Here is a 21083-nt window from a genome sequence, read left to right as displayed (position 1 = left end):
CCTCCCCAGTCTCCTGACTTCTGAATTTTTCAGGAACTCGCATCTATTTGTTGAATTTCTAATTAGATAGCGTGTCTTACCTAGAGCGTCGATTCAGTAATGCTAGGTAATCTCTTAATCTCTTGTTACCTGGTAGGGGCGAAGCATTCGGGTGATAACCTATCGCTGAAACCAGTTGATATTCCGTCCGAATGCTTCGCCCTTACGATTAATGAATCGGTGTTCTAGAAGAAATTGGAGTAAAAACAATTCTATGCTTTCATCTGAAAAATCCTCTTTGGAGGCGGGTTTAGCTGCTCTCAAAGAGGGAAATTACTATGCGGCAATAACTCAATTGTTGCCTATTGCTAACAACCCAGAGGACAGCGATATCCGTTTGCAAGCACTGGTTGGTTTAGTGATGTCTTATGCACATACAGGGGAAATATCAAAGGCGATCGCCTTGTGCAGAAATTTAATTGAAAGTGATAATTCCCAAGTTCAAGAATGGGCAAAAGTTGCACTTGAACATTTAAATAAACGACAAAAAAGACTCAAATCAAAATCACATCATCAATCACAGAATATTGTCAATTCTACTCAAATCACCAAGGCACAAGTCAGCAGATCAAACAATTATACCAATAATATCTATAGTACCACAGAAACAACCAGCATTTATTGGCGACAAGCTAGACGTGCAAAAGTATGGCAACCTCTCCGTAAATATAATTTAATTCCTTCCCGACTATTAGCTTTAGCAACTTTCATGGCTTTGTTGTGGGTATTACGCGCCATGTTAGAGTTGGTAATGACTTTAACAAATCAGATTTTAGATAAACTTCCTTATGTTAGTCCATTGCCATTTTTATATAGTGATTTTACTACATTAATATTAGTCTTATTGTTAGTTCTGTTGGTGCTGTCTCCTTGGTTGTTAGATTGGTTACTAACAGAATTTTATCAGCAACAACCTTTATCTAAAGAAATTTTGTCTACCTATAGTCGGGAAGCAGTGAGGATCACACAACGTACTTGTCAGCTAAAACGTTGGCCTGTTCCCACATTCCAGATTTTACCAATAGCAGCACCGATGATGTTCACCTATGGTAATCTACCTCGTAACGCCAGGATTGTTGTCAGTCAGGGACTGTTGGAAAAACTTACAGATGATGAAATAGCTACTATTTATGCTTTAGGTTTAGGACAAATTAACCGTTGGGATTTTGGGGTGATGTCCTTGTCTTTGCTGGTAACTTTACCGATTTATCAACTTTATCAGCAAGCCTCAACTTTGGCAAATAAAAGTGAGCAGAAAATTTGGTGCTGGACTGCTACAGGTTTGGCTGGTTTGAGTTATGGTATTTGGTGTTTATTGACCGGTACAACTTTACTTAATTCTCGATTTCGGCTTTATGCGAGCGATCGCCAAGCCGCCGAAATTACAGGTAATCCCAATGGGTTAATTCGTGCTTTACTAAAAATGACCATTGGTATTGCTGATGATATCAAAAAACAAGAACATACCAGTTGGCAATTAGAAAGTTTGAATATTTTAGCCCCAGTAGACTTTAAACACAGCCTTTGTTTAGGTAGCCTTGCCGGTCATCTACCGTGGGAATCATTATTAATATGGGAAAATAGCAATCCTTATCGGCAATGGTTTACTATTAATAATAGTCATCCTTTATTGGGCGATCGCCTACAACATTTGTGTAAAATCGCCCGTCATTGGCATTTAGAAACAGAACTGCATTTCATTTATCCAGAGTTATTACAGGTTAAACCGCAATCTTTCTTATTACAAATTGCCCCTTGGTTGGGTATTCCTTTGGGTTTGACATTGGCAGGACTGTTTTGGTTAGCTTGGCAAAGTGCATACACCTTGCATTTATTTAACCTGAAATGGATTTATGATGATTGGTCATTTGTGACAGGATTCTTAATGATAGGCTTTAGCATTGGTACAGTCATGCGGCTAAATGCCTTTTTCCCAGAAATCAAATCTTTGAGCTTAGACAGTGATGAGCAAATTTTGCAGCTATTAACAAACCCCTCGGTTTTGCCACTTGATAGCGTCAGCGTCCGTCTTACTGGTAAACTGTTAGGCCGTCGAGATACTAGCAACTGTCTAGCCCAAGACCTGATTTTACAATCAAACATAGGTTTAGTGAAACTACATCATATTCCTTGGTTAGAACTCAAAACCACACCCCAAGAATTGATAGGTAGGCAAATTATCGTTACAGGTTGGTTAAGAAGAGGGGCAACACCTTGGATCGACATTCAAACCCTAGAAACTCAAAATGGCACAATTATTAATAGTCCCCATCCCATTTTTTCCACTGTTTTAGCCGTCATCGCCCAAGCTTGGGGAGCTTATATTATGCTAACAGCCCAATCTATAGCCGGATAATGGCACTTGCTGCCTTCAAAACCCAGGAAATGTAAACAAACGTTGCAAACTTGAACTCAATAATGTTACATTTGTTCATGAAATTAATAGCAACTGACCTAACTCAGTCATCCAACTTAGTTAGTAATCTTGCTACTGCTAATATTCCATGCCCTTTAATCTTCCCAACACAGCAGGAAAGCGACCAGCCAAAGGCTGGTTTTTGTTTCCAAAAATCCCCTTGTGCAAAAATGTATTGTATCCTACGATGCTATAATGCTATAATGCAATCTGCAAAAATGTGAGTGCTGAACTAGCTACGTAGGCAATACCATGATAATGTTAAGAGATGGTATTTTGTTCTTCGGGTTAAAGCTGGAAAGAATTCATTTACTGTAGTGGACGGTTGACTATTAAATTTGGAATCCTAAGAATTAAGATGGTATTAGCTGGTCATACTAGCGGTTTAGTCTTAAATAAGCATCATCCTCACAAAAAACGGTATTGGAAAATTGCGCCCAATCTATAGAAAAACATGAGCATTAATATTCATAAACTTAGTAGCACATCAGATGGTGCTACAAAATATATTCTTGTGGGTATTAACTTAGTCATGGTAATTAGTTAGTATGTATAAGCATATTGTTAAGATTATTATGCAATTAATTGAGAGGTATATTATTCAAAAAAATTATCCCCATAAACAGGAGATTGATGATTTGTACGTTTTTGCTAAAAACTTCTACAATTATGTTAAATTATATATCCACCAAAGTTGGAGTTTAAAGAATAAATATCTAGATATTGATTTACTAACCAAACAGTTAAAGTATTCTCAAGCTGATCAAGAGTTATCTGCTCAAGGAGCAAAAAAATTCTTATTAGGTTTGCATCACTATTGGTTAAAATTTTTGGCAGTAATTAAAACATACATAGAAAATAAACCAGAATTTTTAGACAGAGACAAATTACTCAAATATCAACACAAAGAAAAGAGCAGACAGTTATTAGTTTATATAGCTCAGATCGTGAGTAAATACAAAATGAAAGCAGACTTGATTCATCTATCACCAAAACATATTTGCGTTCCTACTGTTGTAGCTTATTTCTGTCTGCATCGAGTCAGGAATGTACCCAATATTGACCATGATGTGGTAGAAGTTGTTTATGAAAAAGAGGAGTTAGATTATGACTTAAAACAAGATGCGATTGCAGCGATTAATGTAGGCAGAGATAACCTAGCAGCTTTAACTGCTAACCAACTTAGATTTGTGCAATTTATAATCAAAGGGCAGATTATCAAGTCAATTAATCGTTATTACAATCAACAAAAAGCTAAATTAAAATCTTTACTACCGACTCGTAAACAAACATCTAAATTGTTGATGTTAATGGTAGTTTAATATTTTAATATAAAGTATTCCCGACAGCGTTTAGCCAAGGGATAGGGGCGTTATAGTTCTCCCTGTTGGGGTGATTCCCTAAGAACAAACAACATGATATAAATGTATGTTCATGGTATGTTCATGGTATGTTTATGGTATGTTCATGTAGTTTGAAACTATAGTTTGATAGTTGGCATTAAAAAATTGGTTTATGGCGATTTTTGTTAATAGCATCTATTTAGAAGCCAAAGCCAAGTCAATGTTTTTGTTTTGTCATTTTCATTTTTACACTGGAGGTATAGTTCATGTCAGTTCGCCTATACATAGGTAATTTGCCCAAAGAAGAAATTGATCGTCAAGAATTGCAAGCTGTATTTGCGGCTGAAGGCGATGCTGTCACTACTAAACTGATTAAAGACCGCAAAACAGGTAAATGTCGCGGTTTTGGATTTTTAACGGTGAACAATGACGAACAAGCAGACCAAATTATTGAAAAATATAATGGTCAATTGTTTAAAGATGCTGCCATTAAACTAGAAAAGGCATTACCCCGGACTAAAGGTGATGAAGGTGAAGAACAAGCACCCAAAGCTGCTAGTCAAGGTAGTAGCACTCCTGCACCTAATACCAACAAAGAACGCCGTGAAAAAGGATCTAAAAAATCTCGCCGTGGTGGTGGTGGATCTCGTGAGACAGCTAGTACAGTTGATTCAGATGCGATTCGTCCAGATCCCCGTTGGGCTGATAAGTTAGAACAACTCAAACAAATGTTAGCTGCTGCCGGCTCCTGATCCTCCAGGTCCAGTGCTAAAAATTAAAAATCACAAATATAGCAGGAGTCAGGAGTCAGGAGTCAGGAGTAAAACTCGCTGCTCGTGGGATTTTCATGATTAACTGATATCCTAACTACTTTGTCTACAGCCATATCACAAATGATGGAGATTTTTAATTTTTGGTTGTTCTTTTGTAGCTAAGGCTACTAAATTTCTCTGAAATCACCAGCCCTCGTGGACTGTTTTTTGTGCAAACAACCAACAATAACAGAGGCATTAAGCAGTGTTGAAAGCTAAATCTGGCTTCAGCACTGCTTAATTTTATTAAGGGGACTGGGGAGAAAAATTTTAGATTTTAGTAGGACTTACGCACCACAAGTCACGGAAGAATGAAGCACGAAGGAACGAAGTACACTTTCACCGGAGGTGTTCCCGAAGGGTAGGAAAGAGGGTTTGAGAGATATTTTGCGTAAGTCATGTTTAGATTGGAGTTGACAAAAACAATCCAAAATCCAAAATAAAAAACTCCTGCCGCCTGCCCCCTGCTATAACTTTTTTACAAAACTGTAGCTTATTTAACAAAAAAAAATAATTCATAATAATAGTATAAGTCAATACTGGATTTTAAAAACTGTAGTTTAAAAAAAGTAATTTCACCAAAGAAGATTGTTAGCATGAAAGATGTGTAAACCAAACGAAATTGTCAATTCAATAGTAATTAATAATTGTTTTATGGGGGAAACAAATAATGTCAATCAGTGAATAAAACTATTTAAAATTCACGTATTTTATGCTTTTTAATCGGCGTATTAAGCATTAATTTTGCATTAATTAATGTCCGATATATCATTGATAAAATTTTGTTTATTAGTATCAAAAAAATAGAATGTCATCTATCAAAGGTATTAAATATTAATATACAAAACTATGTGGTTTTGATGAAAATTTACCCCTGAAATCATCATTTATAAATTAAAATAAAGATTAATCAAAGTTTCTAAAGAATTCAGGTAAGCGTGAACAGCGTAAACTTGGAAACCCAAACTACCTTGTGATAATCAGCAACACACAACTTATGAACTCTACCAGTAACAAACGCATTGCTTTAATTTCAGTCCACGGTGATCCGGCGATTGAAATAGGGAGAGAAGAGGCTGGAGGACAAAATGTATATGTCCGTCAAGTGGGTGAAGCACTATCCCAACTAGGATGGCAAGTTGATATGTTTAGCCGGAAAATAAGTGTTGAACAAGAAAATATTGTGCAACATAATTCCCGCTGTCGAACCATTCGGTTAACAGCAGGTCCTGTGGAATTTGTACCACGAGATAACGGCTTTAAATATTTGCCAGAATTTGTAGAACAGTTATTAAAATTTCAAAAAGAAAACGGCTTTAAATATGAGTTGGTTCACACTAACTACTGGTTATCCAGTTGGGTAGGTTTGCAGTTAAAACAAATCCAAGGAAGTAAACAGGTTCATACATATCATTCTTTAGGCATCGTCAAATATAACACAATAGAAAATATTCCTTTAGTTGCTAGTCAACGTCTAGCGGTAGAAAAAGAAGTTTTAGAAACAGCAGAAAGAATTGTGGCTACAAGTCCACAGGAAAAACAACACATGAGAACTTTGGTTTCTCAACAAGGAAATATTGATATTATTCCTTGTGGTACAGATATTCGCCGTTTTGGTTCTGTGGAGAGAGAAGCAGCGAGAGCTAAATTAGGTATTGACAAAGATGCTAAGGTGGTGTTATATGTGGGACGTTTTGATCCACGGAAGGGGATAGAAACTTTGGTGCGTGCGGTGCGGGAGTCGCATTTTTTTGGTGATAAAAACCTGAAGTTAATTATTGGTGGGGGAAGTACACCAGGTAATAGCGATGGTAGAGAACGCGATCGCATTGAAGGAATAGTTAACGAGTTGGGGATGGGTGACTGTACAGTTTTCCCTGGTTTGTTGAAACAGGAAATTCTCCCCACTTATTACGCTGCGGCTGATGTGTGCGTGATTCCTAGCCATTATGAACCTTTTGGACTGGTTGCGGTGGAAGCTATGGCCTGTGGTACACCGGTGATCGCTAGTGATGTGGGTGGACTTCAGTTTAGTGTGGTGAATGAAAATACTGGTTTGTTAGTACCACCTCAAGATGTATCAGCGTTTAGTAATGCTATTGACAGGATTTTAGGTAATTCTGAATGGCGTGCGGAGTTGGGTAAAGCGGGTAATATGCGGGTAATGAGTAAGTTTAGTTGGGATGGTGTGGCGAGTCAGTTGGATTCGCTTTATACTGAACTGCTGCAATCGGTTAAAGAAAAAGAGCCAGCTTTGGTTGCTGGTTAGTTAATTAATAATCTTTTTTGACGGGTTTTTGATATCCTCTGGGTTTTCAGGGGATATTTTTTAGGAATTATGTATCCACTGTCAATAAATCTGTTCTATTTTAGTAGTTTGGGTTGAACAAAGTGAAACCCAACAAATGTCTATAAATGTTGGGTTTCGTTCCTCAACCCAACCTACAGAATTTTATTTTTTGGGCTTAACCGAAAAGTATTGGTTCAGGACTGCTATATTACAATTATATTATTAATTTCAACTACCTAATCATGACAACCATATCTATATAATTACCAGAAAGCATTTTTCACACATTAGGAAAATCCCCTGATGAATTAGCTAGAGACATGAAAATTGCTGCTGCTGTTAAATGGTATGAATTAGGATCGATATCTCAAGGTAAAGCGGCTGAGATAGCAGGTTTAAACAGAATAGAATTTATGGATGTTCTGATTCGTTATCAGGTTTCTCCATTTCAATATACTGCGGTCGAATTAGCCGAGGAAATTTTTTGTTTCCCACGCAAAGACGCAAAGACGCAAAGGAAGGAAAGAGGATATTAATTTACTCAAATAATGAAAGTTGTCCTTCTCTTTTTAGTCTCCAACTGTCTTCTCCTATCCGTTCTCCAATATCTTGTAAAACTGTGAGAATTGTTTGATTTTCTGGTGTTGTGCCGTTTTTTAAAAGTGGTAATAGATGCAATACTATTTCATCAAAGCTGGGGTTTTTTCTTTCTCGTTCCATTCTGCGTTCTCTGCGTCTCTGCGTGAAATCAAAAAATGTATTTTGTTAAATATCCCCAACTTCTTTTTTCATGATCTCAAAAAATAATCAAACTTGGACAGAAGTCGGCTATCTGGTAGGTTTTTCAGCCTTTTTCCCGATCAAGTGCAACAACGGATGAGTATAGCTTTGTTATCTCCCCACCTAAAGGCTAAAGTGGATAGAAAGTAAAGCAGGTACAACGATGGAAGTTCAAGAAATTAAAAAATTCCCCAAACCCAGAAAAATAGACAGTCAACCCACCCCAGCCCAGCACGTCAAGATATTAGACTGTAATCAACCAGTTAGTAGAGTTATATTTGAATGCTGGCATTGTAAACAAGGTATTTTGAGTGAAGTAGATGTCACCTCATCCCAATTTCTAGAAATTACCTGTCCCAGTTGTGGTAAAACAGGTTTAAGGCTGATGGCGGATAAAGTCCTGTCAACAACACCTATTCCTTCACCTTGGCAATAAACAGGTGACAGGTGACAGGTGACAGGTGACAGTTAAGAGGGAATAGGGAAAAATATTTTCCTCCTGTAACTCCTGCCTCCTGACTCCTGTTATATGTTGTTTATTAAATTCATAAACGAACCGCAGAGGCGCAGAGAACACAGAGAAAGAAGAAATTGTTAAACAGTTTGGCGCGGCCTCTTCAAAAAAATGATAATAAATCAAGTAGTAACTAAAAATCTCTCTTAAACCTTCTTCCCTTTGTGTCCTTTGCGTTCTTTGCGGTTCGTTCTTCCGTGATTCCTGCCTAAGTCCTATATCCTATAATATAACCTCAACCTAAAAACCGTATTATTGATAATTAATTATTTTGCAACCCGTAGACTTTACCACCCTCACCGCAACTTGCAGCGAACTCCGCGCTAACTGGCTACCCGCACGCACAGAACAAGTATATCAGCGCGATCGCCATACTATAGCCATAGCTTTACGCACCATGAAAAAGCGTGACTGGCTAGATATATCATGGCATCCCCAAGCGACACGCATTTGTATTGCAGAACCACCACCACGCACACCAGATACTTTCACTTTCAGTCAACAACTCATACATCAGTTGGGTGGTTTAGCTTTAATAGCTATAGATTTTATCGCCCCTTGGGAACGAGTGGTAGACTTTAAATTTGCCCGTCGTCCAGGAGAAGCAGCACTTTATCACCTGTATGTGGAAGTTATGGGTAAATATAGTAATGCTATTCTCACCGATGCTAATAACGAAATTATCACGGCCGCCCATCAAGTTAGTCAACAACAGTCTAGCGTTCGTCCGATCCAAACCGGTCAACCTTACGAAACACCACCCAAACTCACGGGAACTATCCCCAATTTAAACGAATCTCAAACACGCTGGCAAGAACGGGTGAGTTTAGTACCAGGTGCTATTAAAAAGCAACTCCTGAAAAGTTATAGCGGTTTAAGTGCAGCTTTGTTAGATTCTATGTTATTCGCTGCCAATATATCACCAGAAACCAATAGTGATATTTTAACCGCCCATGACTGGGATAGACTATTTAGCAAATGGCAAGAATGGTTACAAAATTTAGAACTTGGTAAATTTCAACCTGCGGTAACTGCCAAGGGTTACACTGTTTTAGGTTGGGGAGGAATAACACCAGCTAAGAATATCCAAGAATTACTCAATCAATATTATAGTGATCAATTAAATCAACAAACATTTTCTCAGCTACGTCATCAGTTAACCCAGAAATTAAGTAATATTTTGGGTAAGTTAAATATTAAAGCCCAAACCTTTAAAGACAGGTTGCAACAGTCAGATCAAGCAGATGAATATAAACAACAAGCGGATCTGTTAATGGCACATCTGCACAACTGGCAACCAGGGATGACTGAAATTATTTTAAATGATTTTGAGACAGGTAAACCAGTGGCGATCGCCCTGCAACCAGACAAAAACGCTGTCCAAAACGCCCAAAAACTTTACAAACAACATCAAAAACTCAAACGCGCCCGTGCAGCAGTCGAACCATTATTATTAGAAGTACAAGCAGAAATAGACTATTTGGAACAAGTAGAAGCCGCCATTTCCCAAATAGAGAACTACCAAAATACAGAAGACTTACAAGCTTTAGAAGAAATACGCGATGAACTCATAGAACAAAAATATTTAGAAGACTTAGAATATCGTCGTCGTAGCAACACCGAAACCGCAAGTACAAACTTTCATCGTTATCGCACCCCTAGCGGTTTTGAAGTCTTGATCGGTCGTAACAACAATCAAAATGATTATCTCACATTTCGGGTAGCTGGAGATTATGATTTATGGTTTCATGCCCAAGAAATACCCGGAAGTCACGTATTATTGAGACTAGAACCCGGCGCAGTTGCCGAAGAAGCAGACTTAGAATACACAGCCAACCTAGCAGCATACTTTAGTCGTGGCCGTGAAAGTGAACAAGTACCAGTTGTTTACACCCAACCCAACCGAGTCTATAAACCCAAAGGTGCAAAACCCGGACTTGTGGTTTATAAACAAGAAACGATAATTTGGGGAAAACCACAAGTAATAGGGAATAGGGAATAGGGAATAGGGAACAGAAAATTCTTTTTTTATCCTCCTGACTCCTGACTCCTGACTCCTGACTCCTGACTCCTGAACTCCTGAACTCCTGTCATAACTTCCTGACTTTTAGACCTTGACGAAACTTCCTCATCTGCCTGTAAATATAAAGACTTCCTTAACTTGGGACATATATTTTTTGAGAATTTTATAGAAAAATCTGTACCGCCTGTTACAATCTTGTTAAGAAAAGTTGCCCGTTGCATTTTGGGAACGTGCAATTTGGTTTTGACTCTACTGAGAAGACAACACGAACAACGTTTTTAAATTTTTTTTGACCAGCCCGTGGGAAGGCTGGTTTTTTATTTAACAACGTAGGGGCAAACCCCCCGTGGTTGCCCCTATTCCCTATTCCCTATTCCCTGTTCCTAGAAACTAAAGGTAGTTCTCAACGCCCCAATTACCACATCATTATTATTATTGTTATGGTCTGGTGCGGTTAACCAAATAACTCCAGGGGTAATGGTGATATTGTCGTTGAGTTTATATTGATAAAATGCTTCGATGTGATATGAGGTGTTTTGGTCTTTGAATTGTGTCAAGTTGGTACTTGTACTGGTAACTTTTGGCTCCATGCCGACGATAATACCAGCTAAGTTACCTTTTTTACCCAAGTCTCGGAAACCAAGGGTGACAGCATAGTTCCAAATATCTACATCTCCTCTTGTACCTGTTAACACATCACTCTTGGTATATCCACCCCAACCACCTAACACAAATTTATCACTAATGCCTATGGATGCTTGCACACCGTAGGAATTACTGGAAAATGAATTGGTTCCAAAAAAGTTAGATGTGGCGTTATTGCTACCTGTAGCTAGTCGTGTATTGTAGGAATTGATGTAAGTTAAACCAAGGGTAATGCGATCGCTTGGTTTTACAGTCAACTGTGCCAAAGCACCATAAGGACCATCAAACAAACCACTTCCACTGGCAGGGTTATTCGCTGAATCTGCTAAATACCCTAAACTTACTCCCACCTTATCGCTAAACTGGTGAGTTACTCCCAAACCCGCACCACCTATTTGGTTATAAATAGGGTTGCGTGTACCAAAGGTAGATAAAGCACCAAAAGCACCATCACCGTCAAAAATGTTCACTGTACTGGTAATGTCGTCTATTGCACCACCGGCGGCGATCGCTATTGCTTGGGTTTTCTCACCAAGAGGGAATCTATACGATAGTGTTCCCAGTACAGACGTGGTAGTACCACTAGCTTCAAAAGCCAAATTTCCTTCCTCTGTTAGCAAGTTAGGAGTGTCGATATTATTACTCTCAATTCTGGTAAACAGTGTATCTTTACCCGTAAAACTGCTGACAAATTCAATTCTTGCTCGCGCCCCAAGAGTAGTATTTTTATCTGTAATAGGTGTTCCGTTAACTTGATCACCTGATAAAACATCACTAACAACGGCTACAACTTGACCTTGCAGTTTAGTAGTGGTCGAAAACTGATTTGCTTCTAACTCAGAAGTCTTTGCTTCCAAAGCATCCACACGCCCCCGTAAGGTTGCTAGTTCCGCAGAAAATTCTTCTTGCAGTTTTTGGATAGTTGCTAAGTCTTGTTTTGTGACTCCATCAGCAGTTGCAGTAGCAATTAATTCATTCACCCGATCCAAACAAGCATTCAAACCTGCTGCAAATTCATACCTGGTTAATGCGCGATTTCCCCGATAAGTTCCGTTAGGATAACCTGCAATACAACCATAACGTTCTACTAAAGACTGTAATGCTTGAAATGCCCAGTCTCCTGGTTGTACATCTGACAACTGAGATACTGAAGTAACTTGTGATATTAACTCTTGCTGAGAATAATTTGTTTCTGTTTTCCCTGCTGGTTCACTTGCGAAAACAGATGTATTTGCACATAGTATAATGCTGCAAATAGCTGGACTGGTAAGATGATTCCACTTTTTAGCCATATTTCCACACACCCATTGATATTTCACAACTGTACCGAGAAGTCTATTTGCTACGTTTTTTGACAAAGCTGAGTAAAGTAATTTTTAAAACTATGTAGCTAAAAATCTCTCAGCACTTAAAAAACGTAATCTTAAAGCAGTCTTCCCGAAAAAAATGTAATCTACATTACTTAAATTACAGCATCTTGCAAATAGTGCATAGTTTTTTTGACAATAATTTTTTTGACAGTATTATGTGAAAATGATAATGGTTCTTATATTAATGTATAATGAGTATAATTTTCAATGGAAAGTTGACCTAAAATCAAAAATTATTCTCAAGAAAGGAAAAGCAAATGACAGTGAATATTATAAAACAAGAGATAAAAAGCTATAAACAGAGAATTTATCTGATATTTACTCTATTTTGCTGTTTAATTGCCTCTGGTTGTCAGCAAACACAGAATAATACAGCGGAAAATGGTGTACAGTCCTCACCATCACCTGTACAAAAGGTACAAAACTCAGAGAAACCCAAAGTAGTAACTACGTTTTTACCCGTGTATTTATTTACGAAAGCTGTAGTTGGAGATGTAGCAGATGTAGAGATTTTAATTCCACCAGGTACAGATGTGCATGAATATCAGGCTACACCGGATGATGTAAAGGCGATCGCCACAGCCAGAATTTTAGTAAAAAATGGCTTAGGTATGGAAGAATTTCTTAGCAATACCATCAAAAATGCAGAAAATTCCAAATTAATAGAAATTGATGCCAGTAAAGGTATTAAAGTAGTAGATGACATATCACCAGTAGAGGAAGTAAAAGGTCACAATCACGATCATGATCACAAACATGAACACGCAGAGGGAAACCCTCATGTTTGGTTAGATCCAGTTTTTGCGAAACAGCAAGTTATTAATATTAGAGATGGTTTAATTAAAGCTGATCCAGCCAACAAAGAAGTTTATCAAAAAAATGCTGCCGCTTATATTCAAGAATTAGACAAATTAAATAATGAATTTCAGCAGACTTTAAGCAAAACACCCAACTGTACTTTTATCACCTTTCATGATGCCTTTCCTTATCTAGCCCAAAGATACAACCTCAAGCAAGTTGCAGTTGTGAAAATTCCCGAAGATCAACTTTCACCAGCAGACGTAAAAAAAGCCGTCAATGCAGTGAAAAAGTACCAAGTAAAAGCTTTATTTAGTGAACCAGGAGTAGACAATAAATTACTGAATAGCCTTTCTCAAGATTTGAACTTAACTTTGTATCCTCTTAGTTCTTTAGAAACTGGAGAAACCAACCCACAATATTATTTTCAGGCAATGAGAAATAATTTACAGAGTTTAGCAACAGGATGTAAATAATTGATAATTGATAATTGATAATTCACAATCAAAAATTAAAAATCCAAAATCTAAAATCGAATGACTGACGAACAAAAATCTAAAACATTATTACCAATATTAAAAGTAGAAGGTTTAACCGTCTATCAAGGAAGCTATTTAGCTATACGGGATGTTTCCTTTGCATTATTTCCCGGAACAGATACAGCAATAGTGGGACCAAATGGCGCTGGTAAAAGTACCTTGGTTAAAGCTATTTTAGATTTAATTCCTCGACGTAATGGAACCATAGAAATTTTTGGTCGCCCCATTTCTCGGTTAGGAAATTTGCGTAAAGAATTGGCATATATGCCACAAAACTTTATTTTTGATCGCAGTTTTCCTATTTCTGTAAGTGAGTTAGTAGAACTGGGAATAGGTGACAGGGAAAAGGTAAAAGGTCAAAATCAACATCTATTTTTATCCAAGTTTTGGCAAAACAAACAAGAAAAATCAGCCGCAGTCAAAGCAGCTTTACAACGTACAGATGCTTATCATTTAAGAAATCAAGCTATTGGTACTCTAAGTGGTGGTCAACTAAAAAGAGTATTGTTAGCTTATTGTTTGGTAAGTCCGCGCAAATTGTTGGTACTGGATGAAGCTTTTGCTGGGGTAGATATGCAAGGTGCGGCTGATTTTTATGCCTTGCTAAATGAGTTAAAACGGGAGGAAAATTGGACAGTGTTACAGGTTTCCCATGATATTGATATGGTAAACCGTCATTGCGATCGCGTGCTTTGTCTGAATCAAACTTTAGTGTGTTCTGGCCATCCAGAAATTGCCCTTTCACCACAAAATCTCTTAGCAACTTATGGACCAGGTTTTAGTCGTTATCAACACCATCATTAAATAATAGGGAATAGAAGTTTTAACATTTAACTTTATTTTCACCAATCACCAATCACCACTAAAGTAAGGGATGAAGGAATTTGAATCATGGTTTTTTAAATCAATTTATTTATAGGTAAAACGAAAAAATCGTCATCACAAAAGTTTTTCTAGAATTGGATTTTTAGTGATGAAATGAAAGATAATCTATTTATCTCTAGGATAGATTAAAATCATCGTAAAATCAAAGATATGAATTTATTGATTTATGTTCAAAGCAACTGGTTTTTGTTTGGTATTAATAATTTTTCTGAGTTGGTAAACTTATTACAATTCCCGTTCATGCAACGTGCCATTATCGGTGCTGTATTAATGGGAATACTGGGCGGTTTATTGGGTAGCTTTGTGACTTTGCGCCAGTTATCTTTTTTTAGTCATGCTGTTGGTCATGCTGCCTTGGTAGGGGTAGCATTAGGAGTGTTACTAAATACAAATCCTCATTGGATGTTGTTGCCATTTACTTTAATTTTTGGTGTAGTTGTACTCTATTTAATTGACAAAACAGATTTAGCTAGTGATAGTGTTCTGAGTATAGTCCTATCCGGGTCATTAGCTATTGGTGTGATCCTCAGCAGCATGATTGAGGGATATCGTGGTAATTTGATGGCGGTATTATTTGGCGATATTCTGTCCATTGATAGGACGGATTTAATTTTGACGTTGCTGGTGCTGTTGGGTAGCAGCGTTTTTTTGTTGTCAACTTTGCGATCGCAAATTTTGTTAACCCTTAACCCTGATGTTGCCCAAGTCCAAGGCGTTCCTGTTCAATTATATCGCTATGGGTTTGTCATTTTACTATCTTTAGCCGTCGCGGTGGCAATTAAAGCTGTTGGGGTTTTATTGGTAAATGCTTTTTTAGTCATTCCCGCTGCTACAGCCAAACTTATCAGTCACCATTTTAGCCGCTTTCTTATTCTATCGGTGATAGTTGGTTCTTGTAGTAGCATCGCTGGAATGATGGTTTCTGGAGTGTTTAACCTGGCCTCTGGTCCGAGTATCGTTCTAGTGCAGTTCCTGGTGTTCGTCTTTGTTTTCGCTGGGGTGAAGTTCGGGAAGCAGGTAATAGGGAACAGGTGACAAGTGATGGGGGTGAAAGTCTTTTTATATATCGGTTTGATTATCTTGGCGGTTGCTATCAAAAATAAATAAAATTTTTTTTGATAAACCCCTTGACTAATCCTTTTTCCTCTGCTACATTTAGTAATCGTGGCGAACATAAAAAAAGCCCGCGCCGGGATAGCTCAGTCGGTAGAGCAGAGGACTGAAAATCCTCGTGTCACCAGTTCAAGTCTGGTTCCTGGCATTTGAATTAAATAGCTAGAAAACCCTGAAGATAAGGGTTTTCATGACTATCATGCTAGAAACAATCAAGTTTATAGTGAATCGAGTTTATGGTGGGAGCTTTTTACACAGGTGAAGTGAGAGAAAATTGATATAAAACCAACCTTAAGTTTTGCAGTTAGTCTTGTAAAAACAAACGAGCGCGGAGGGATTTGAACCCCCGACCCACAGAACCGGAATCTGTTGCTCTATCCACTGAGCCACGCGCCCTTACATATACATTTGGAATTATAACATAGTTACTAAAATATAGTCAAATATTTCTAGCTTGCTAAGGTTCTACACCTTAGAGGGCTAACTACAAGCCACAATGTTCGGTTCCTATCATCAGATAGAGTTCCGAACTACTTTTACCTTTTTTCAGTTCTGATTTGATTAGCTACTCTTGAAAATGTTTTATTTCGTCTAATTTATAGGATTTCCTGGCATACAGGAACTATGGTTAGGTTAATTCTAACTCTCCGCACTCTCAGATCAGGACTTTCACCACTTTTCAAGGATCTACGCTTCTTGAACTCAAGACTAGTATATCACACACGTTCACATTTTGCATCACAGATGCAGACAAAAATTGATCATATTTTTGTACCACAGATGTTAATATTTGACTATATCTGACTATATTGTTGTTATTTAAACCTAATACTTTTTGAGTTTGACCAGAAACCAGAATTAATTTATATAGCCGTGGACAGGGTGGTTAGGACATCAGTTTTACTCCTGACTCCTGACTCCTGACTCCTGACTCCTGACTCCTGACTCCTGACTCCTGACTCCTGCTATAAATAATCTGCGGGGTTAACAGGTGAATCATTGCGACGGACTTCAAAATGCAGGTGTGGTCCTGTAGATAACCCGGTAGAACCGACAGCAGCGATCGCTTGTCCTTTTTGTGCTGATCTGCCTGATAAACTAACTTTAACTGATGACGACGACTGATAAAATCACTTAAATTTCGGCTTTGTAGCAAAACAGCCAAACCTTGGGAAGATTGCGATCGCTGTAAAAATCGTAACCGCATTATGCCCAAACTTTTGCAAAAATTAACACCCATAACTATTACTTATGCAGCTAGGGGAAGAGCAGAAATTGATGAGGTTACTTGATACTGATACACTAACGCATCTACACGCAGGAAACATCAATGTAGTCAAGCAATTAAATTTTGTTGATGATGACATAATTGCTATTACCATTATTACTAAAATAGAGGTGTTGAGAGGAATAAAGCTAATTATGAAGAAACGCCCAGGAATTTTATTACTTACTTTAGTTATCCCTGGTTTTTCGGTAGTATTAATATCGCTGTATTTTTTTGTTTTAGACTATTCTGCACTGATCAAAGCTGAAAACTATGTAGAACAATTAGCAAAAGATAAAACTGCTAATGAAAGAAGTCTACAATTTGCTTATCATCGAGCTTTAGCCCATCGAATTAATGTTTTTGCAGATGCTACTTGGGGATTATTAGGTGGTGTAATTACCGCCATAGGTATTCATGGTTTAGTAATATTAAAAGAGAAAGAATAAATATCTAAATCTGGGTAGTTTACATTCAATGAAAATCCTGTAAATCTTCAAATCCTGGACATCCTGATTCTGAAAAATATAAAGTTGAGATCCCCGACTTCTATGATTAATATATCATTAATTGACAATATCAAAAAAAATCGAGGATCTGAATTTATCCTAAGTTTGCAGTTTTCCAACTTGCTAAATCTGCTAAGGATCTATCTCGATAACGTCCATATTTTTCTGGTTTAATTTTTATTTTCACACCCAAATCTGGTACAATACCAAAATTAGGTGGCATGGGTTGAAAATGCTTAGGTGCAGCGGAACTAATAAACTCAAATAATGCCCCCATCATGGTAGTATTCGGTAACATTAAAGGTTCTTTTCCTAAAGCGATTCTCGCTGCATTTGTTCCCGCTAACCAACCACCAGCAGATGCAGCAGTATAACCTTCTGTTCCTATTAATTGTCCTGCTGCTAATAAAGTATGACATTGTTTAAATTGCAAAGTTGGTAACATTAATTGGGGTGCATTTAAAAAAGTATTGCGGTGCATAACTCCCAATCTGACAAACTCAGCATTTTCTAAACCAGGAATCATTCTAAAAACTCGTTTTTGTTCACCCCAACGTAAGTTAGTTTGAAAACCCACCATATTCCAAAGTTGACCGGCTTTATCTTCTTGACGCAACTGCACCACAGCATAGTTACGATCTCCGGTTCTACTATCAGATAAACCCACTGGTTTCAGGGGACCATATCTCATAGTATCTTCCCCTCTTTGTGCCATTTCTTCTATTGGTAAACAAGCTTCAAAAAATTTCGCAGTTTCTCTTTCAAAGTCCTTTAATTCTGTTTGTTCAGCTTCACAAAGTGCCTGTCGAAATTGTAAATACTGCTCTTTATTCATGGGACAATTGAGATAAGCTGCTTCACCTTTGTCATAGCGGGAAGCCATAAAAGCAATATCTTTATTAATAGAATCACCGCTAATTATGGGGCTGGCTGCATCAAAGAAATTGAGATATTCCATCCCCGTAAACCGCTGTAAATCTGCGGATAAATCGGGACTGGTTAAAGGTCCAGAAGCTAACACTACAATACCTTCAGGAATTTCTTTAACTTCTCCTCTGCGGAAATCAATTAAAGGATGATTTGCTAAAGTTTGGGTTAAGTCTTCCCCAAATTGTCCTCTATCAACTGCTAAAGCACCACCAGCAGGAACAGCGTGTTCATCAGCTTTAGAGATGATAATAGAACCGAGTTGACGGAGTTCTTCGTGTAATAAACCGGCTGCGCGATCGCTGGCCATTGCTCCAAAGGAGTTACTACATACCAACTCGGCTAAATTTTCGGTATGATGGGCAGGACTGAAGCGTTTAGGGCGCATTTCATGAAGGATAACAGGAACGCCGGCTTGGGCTATTTGCCATGCTGCTTCTGTTCCTGCAAGTCCACCGCCTATTACTTGTATGGGTTGTTGTGTCATAGTTGTTTTTTTAATTACTTGGTTTGGTTAAATATATTTGAAAATTGTTGAACAAGCCGCTGCATCGGCATTTTTAGCTTACCTCAAAGGGGTAATTTTGCAATCCGATTAAGCCACTCCTCTGCACTGGATACTGCCCAAATCAGCAATAGTTCGTCAATAATGACTTCAAGTGGTAACTTCCGAGAAACAATGATAACGCCTGTACTTTGCTTGTTGGTAATGAATTGTGCAAACTCTGATGGCATTGTTTTACGATCATGGCTGACAAGGATACGCCCCTGCTGTGCAGCCATTCCTAATACTTCTGAATCTTTTACACCTTCTAAGCCAGCAACAAAGGCAGTTTGAAAATCAATGCTGGGTTCTCGTCGCAGAACTCCCGTTACAATAGATTGATTCAAATCAGCATCGGCTTGATAGCGAATATTCACAATCTCACCTGCTGTCTTGCTTTTTTCGCTGCCTTGAGTTTGTCATATAAAATAGGATCACTGGTTTCTAGTGGTTGAGGCATAGTATCAAAAGCCGCTTCCTCATCTGCTAAGTAAGTATCAATCTCAGCGCGGTTAGCTAGATAAAACGTGATTCCTCCATAAACCTGTTCTAAGGTTAGCAGAGGAAAAGATTGAACGATACTTTCAGGTGATAAGCCTTTTCGGAAAGCATAGACAATCGAATCTAGAGAAATCCGTGTTCCTTCCACCCAATATCCATCGTTCCGATACTCTACGTAAGTTTTAGCTGCAATAACTGACATAAATTTACTCGCTGGTCTAGCTATTTATAATCATAATATGATTTGTTTTCTTAAACTTTCAGGAATATAAGTAGACACAATAATTTAAGGATTTAGTAAACTATATCCACGCCAACGCAGTAAAACAGCAGCTTGGGCTTTACGTAACATAAACAAATCCGCTTCATGTCTGAGGGATATTAAATTTAATCTTTCGTTTTCTGCTAATGTACCGCTAGAATTTTTGTCAAGTAAGGTATTATATTCTTCCATATCTGTTGCTGTTTTATGACTATGGAAAATTTGCCAGAGAGTATGATCATCTAATTTATCTAAAGCGGCAATTTCCGCTTGAAATTCCTCTGGTACATCATCCCATGCAGGTGGACTACCTACTTGTAAAGCACGTAGTATGATTTCTTCTAAAGGACGTTGAGTGGCATGGGCGGTATTGACTAATCTTTGATAAATAATTTCGGGTACATAAAAATCTGTAATTTTGGAAGCTCTGAGAAAGCTTTTAACTTCTACTGCGATTTTTTGATTTTCTTTCTCTGCACCAATCAAATATTCAGCGCCTAAATCAATCTGAATATTTAAGTTACCTATACTTAAATATAGAGGATCATCAGAGATAATCCAACCCTCTTGGGTAAGAGCTTGTTTAACTAAATCATGGAAGATATCTTTTCTGGACATTTCATCATGCGTCCACTTTTACATTCATGCTGATGTCGCAACCTAAGCTATTTACTTATTTAATTTTTGATCAAAAGCTGAAAAATATACGGTGGCTACTATGTTTGATGCCATGAGTTCACCGTATATTTCTTAACTACTAATTATAAACAGTTAAATAGCAAACGTCAATATCTATTTTTTTCAAAATAGCACCAAAAACTAAATAATAACTTTTCTCAGTGATTAAGTATCTTTTTATTCACGAGTATTGAGAAATTTTATGGGATATACACGGTGCGCTGAAAATTTGATGCCATGAGTTCACCGTGTATTTTAAACACTTACAAACTTGTAAGTTTTAGTGCAGTCTCTATGTACATACTAAAGTTTATGTTTAGCAGTTATAAATTAGCTTACTCCCGGATACCCGTTCATGCACTGTATTTTTCCCATCCTTACGGTAAGGTTAACTAATTACATAGAGAATAAGCATCTTCCCAAGAAGAAATAGAATTAGCTTTAATAATCCAAAGTTCAATGATTTTTTTATCTCCAGACGTTACTCCCAGAAATTCAGAAATTGCATCTTTATCTTTTGCCAGCCATTTATCAAAATTATCTTTTTTCCTGGGATTTGGTGTATCTAGTTTATATTATATATTTTCTCTCTCCAAAACCTCACCTTCCCATTTTCCCGCAGTTTTATCAAAAAAATCAGCAGGATATCCTAATTCTTCTGGTGTTGGTAGTTTATCTTCAGAAACACCACTAATAATAATGACTAATTCTTGATTAGCGAAATGTTGAGGAAGTTGTAACAACAATTTACCATCAGCATCAACTTTTGATTTCAGTGTAAGTTTCATAAAATTACCTTATTAACATCTGTAATTATTATATTTTAGA

General features: G+C 37.6%; 18 protein-coding genes, 2 tRNA genes and 1 pseudogene. 12 read left to right on the top strand and 9 right to left on the bottom strand.

Features of this window, described 5'->3' with window-relative positions; translation table 11 throughout:
* Positions 1 to 253 precede the first annotated feature (253 nt).
* The 5 genes from IQ237_RS21900 (at position 254) to IQ237_RS21880 (ending at position 7436) form a co-directional block, all read left to right on the top strand.
* On the top strand, positions 254 to 2395 hold the full coding sequence (locus IQ237_RS21900) for a M48 family metalloprotease (RefSeq protein WP_194059014.1): 2142 nt from the start codon (positions 254 to 256) through the stop codon (positions 2393 to 2395).
* 608 nt (positions 2396 to 3003) lie between these two features.
* Positions 3004 to 3777: a hypothetical protein gene (locus IQ237_RS21895; RefSeq protein WP_228020581.1), complete on the top strand. Its 774-nt coding sequence runs from the start codon at positions 3004 to 3006 to the stop codon at positions 3775 to 3777.
* Between the two features lie 287 nt (positions 3778 to 4064).
* Positions 4065 to 4550 (top strand): RNA-binding protein, encoded by a 486-nt coding sequence (locus tag IQ237_RS21890; protein ID WP_194059010.1) that lies wholly within the window; start codon positions 4065 to 4067, stop codon positions 4548 to 4550.
* Between the two features lie 1057 nt (positions 4551 to 5607).
* Entirely contained in the window at positions 5608 to 6879 is a 1272-nt protein-coding gene (locus tag IQ237_RS21885; protein ID WP_194059008.1) for a glycosyltransferase family 1 protein, read from the top strand.
* Between the two features lie 296 nt (positions 6880 to 7175).
* Positions 7176 to 7436: a UPF0175 family protein gene (locus IQ237_RS21880; protein ID WP_246605615.1), complete on the top strand. Its 261-nt coding sequence runs from the start codon at positions 7176 to 7178 to the stop codon at positions 7434 to 7436.
* Between the two features lies 1 nt (position 7437).
* Here IQ237_RS21880 and IQ237_RS21875 read toward each other — a convergent pair whose 3' ends face one another.
* The gene (locus IQ237_RS21875; RefSeq protein ID WP_220608606.1) at positions 7438 to 7620 is read right to left on the bottom strand and encodes a hypothetical protein; all 183 of its coding nucleotides are present in this window, start codon (positions 7618 to 7620) and stop codon (positions 7438 to 7440) included.
* Positions 7621 to 7843: 223 nt separating this feature from the next.
* On the opposite strand from IQ237_RS21875, the gene IQ237_RS21870 reads away from it, so the two are divergent.
* The gene (locus tag IQ237_RS21870) at positions 7844 to 8116 is read left to right on the top strand and encodes a hypothetical protein (protein WP_194059006.1); all 273 of its coding nucleotides are present in this window, start codon (positions 7844 to 7846) and stop codon (positions 8114 to 8116) included.
* A 349-nt stretch (positions 8117 to 8465) separates the two neighbouring features.
* Positions 8466 to 10196 (top strand): NFACT family protein, encoded by a 1731-nt coding sequence (locus tag IQ237_RS21865; protein WP_194059004.1) that lies wholly within the window; start codon positions 8466 to 8468, stop codon positions 10194 to 10196.
* Between the two features lie 404 nt (positions 10197 to 10600).
* On the opposite strand, the gene IQ237_RS21860 is transcribed toward IQ237_RS21865, so the two are convergent.
* Entirely contained in the window at positions 10601 to 12154 is a 1554-nt protein-coding gene (locus tag IQ237_RS21860) for an iron uptake porin (RefSeq protein ID WP_194059002.1), read from the bottom strand.
* A 335-nt stretch (positions 12155 to 12489) separates the two neighbouring features.
* On the opposite strand from IQ237_RS21860, the gene IQ237_RS21855 reads away from it, so the two are divergent.
* From IQ237_RS21855 to IQ237_RS21840, 4 genes are all read left to right on the top strand, one after another.
* The gene (locus tag IQ237_RS21855; RefSeq protein WP_194059000.1) at positions 12490 to 13506 is read left to right on the top strand and encodes a metal ABC transporter substrate-binding protein; all 1017 of its coding nucleotides are present in this window, start codon (positions 12490 to 12492) and stop codon (positions 13504 to 13506) included.
* Positions 13507 to 13566: 60 nt separating this feature from the next.
* Positions 13567 to 14373 (top strand): metal ABC transporter ATP-binding protein, encoded by an 807-nt coding sequence (locus IQ237_RS21850; protein ID WP_194058998.1) that lies wholly within the window; start codon positions 13567 to 13569, stop codon positions 14371 to 14373.
* Between the two features lie 231 nt (positions 14374 to 14604).
* On the top strand, positions 14605 to 15489 hold the full coding sequence (locus IQ237_RS21845; protein WP_194058996.1) for a metal ABC transporter permease: 885 nt from the start codon (positions 14605 to 14607) through the stop codon (positions 15487 to 15489).
* Positions 15490 to 15642: 153 nt separating this feature from the next.
* A tRNA-Phe gene (locus IQ237_RS21840) sits at positions 15643 to 15715 on the top strand.
* 175 nt (positions 15716 to 15890) lie between these two features.
* Here IQ237_RS21840 and IQ237_RS21835 read toward each other — a convergent pair.
* Both IQ237_RS21835 and IQ237_RS21830 read right to left on the bottom strand, forming a co-directional pair.
* Positions 15891 to 15963 (bottom strand) — tRNA-Arg (locus IQ237_RS21835).
* Positions 15964 to 16532: 569 nt separating this feature from the next.
* Positions 16533 to 16649: pseudogene (locus IQ237_RS21830) on the bottom strand (M23 family metallopeptidase); the annotation flags it as partial.
* A gap of 169 nt (positions 16650 to 16818) precedes the next feature.
* On the opposite strand from IQ237_RS21830, the gene IQ237_RS26935 reads away from it, so the two are divergent.
* Positions 16819 to 17283 (top strand): hypothetical protein, encoded by a 465-nt coding sequence (locus IQ237_RS26935; protein WP_309225798.1) that lies wholly within the window; start codon positions 16819 to 16821, stop codon positions 17281 to 17283.
* 154 nt (positions 17284 to 17437) lie between these two features.
* On the opposite strand, the gene trmFO is transcribed toward IQ237_RS26935, so the two are convergent.
* From trmFO to IQ237_RS21800, 5 genes are all read right to left on the bottom strand, one after another.
* Positions 17438 to 18757 carry an FADH(2)-oxidizing methylenetetrahydrofolate--tRNA-(uracil(54)-C(5))-methyltransferase TrmFO gene (gene trmFO / locus IQ237_RS21820; protein ID WP_194058994.1) on the bottom strand — a complete coding sequence of 440 codons (1320 nt, stop codon included), beginning with the start codon at positions 18755 to 18757 and terminating at the stop codon, positions 17438 to 17440.
* Positions 18758 to 18840: 83 nt separating this feature from the next.
* Positions 18841 to 19191 carry a DUF5615 family PIN-like protein gene (locus IQ237_RS21815; RefSeq protein WP_246605387.1) on the bottom strand — a complete coding sequence of 117 codons (351 nt, stop codon included), beginning with the start codon at positions 19189 to 19191 and terminating at the stop codon, positions 18841 to 18843.
* Positions 19188 to 19517 (bottom strand): DUF433 domain-containing protein, encoded by a 330-nt coding sequence (locus tag IQ237_RS21810; protein WP_194058992.1) that lies wholly within the window; start codon positions 19515 to 19517, stop codon positions 19188 to 19190. The genes IQ237_RS21815 and IQ237_RS21810 overlap by 4 nt, the downstream gene beginning before the upstream one ends.
* 84 nt (positions 19518 to 19601) lie before the next feature.
* Complete coding sequence (locus IQ237_RS21805) at positions 19602 to 20195, bottom strand: element excision factor XisH family protein (RefSeq protein WP_194058990.1); 594 nt, start codon at positions 20193 to 20195, stop codon at positions 19602 to 19604.
* 635 nt (positions 20196 to 20830) lie between these two features.
* Complete coding sequence (locus IQ237_RS21800) at positions 20831 to 21043, bottom strand: hypothetical protein (protein ID WP_194058988.1); 213 nt, start codon at positions 21041 to 21043, stop codon at positions 20831 to 20833.
* Between the last annotated feature and the right edge of the window lie 40 nt (positions 21044 to 21083).

This window comes from Sphaerospermopsis sp. LEGE 08334, assembly GCF_015207205.1.
In the GTDB taxonomy this organism is placed as follows: Bacteria; Cyanobacteriota; Cyanobacteriia; order Cyanobacteriales; family Nostocaceae; genus Sphaerospermopsis.
This window is presented reverse-complemented; position numbering and strand designations above follow the sequence as displayed.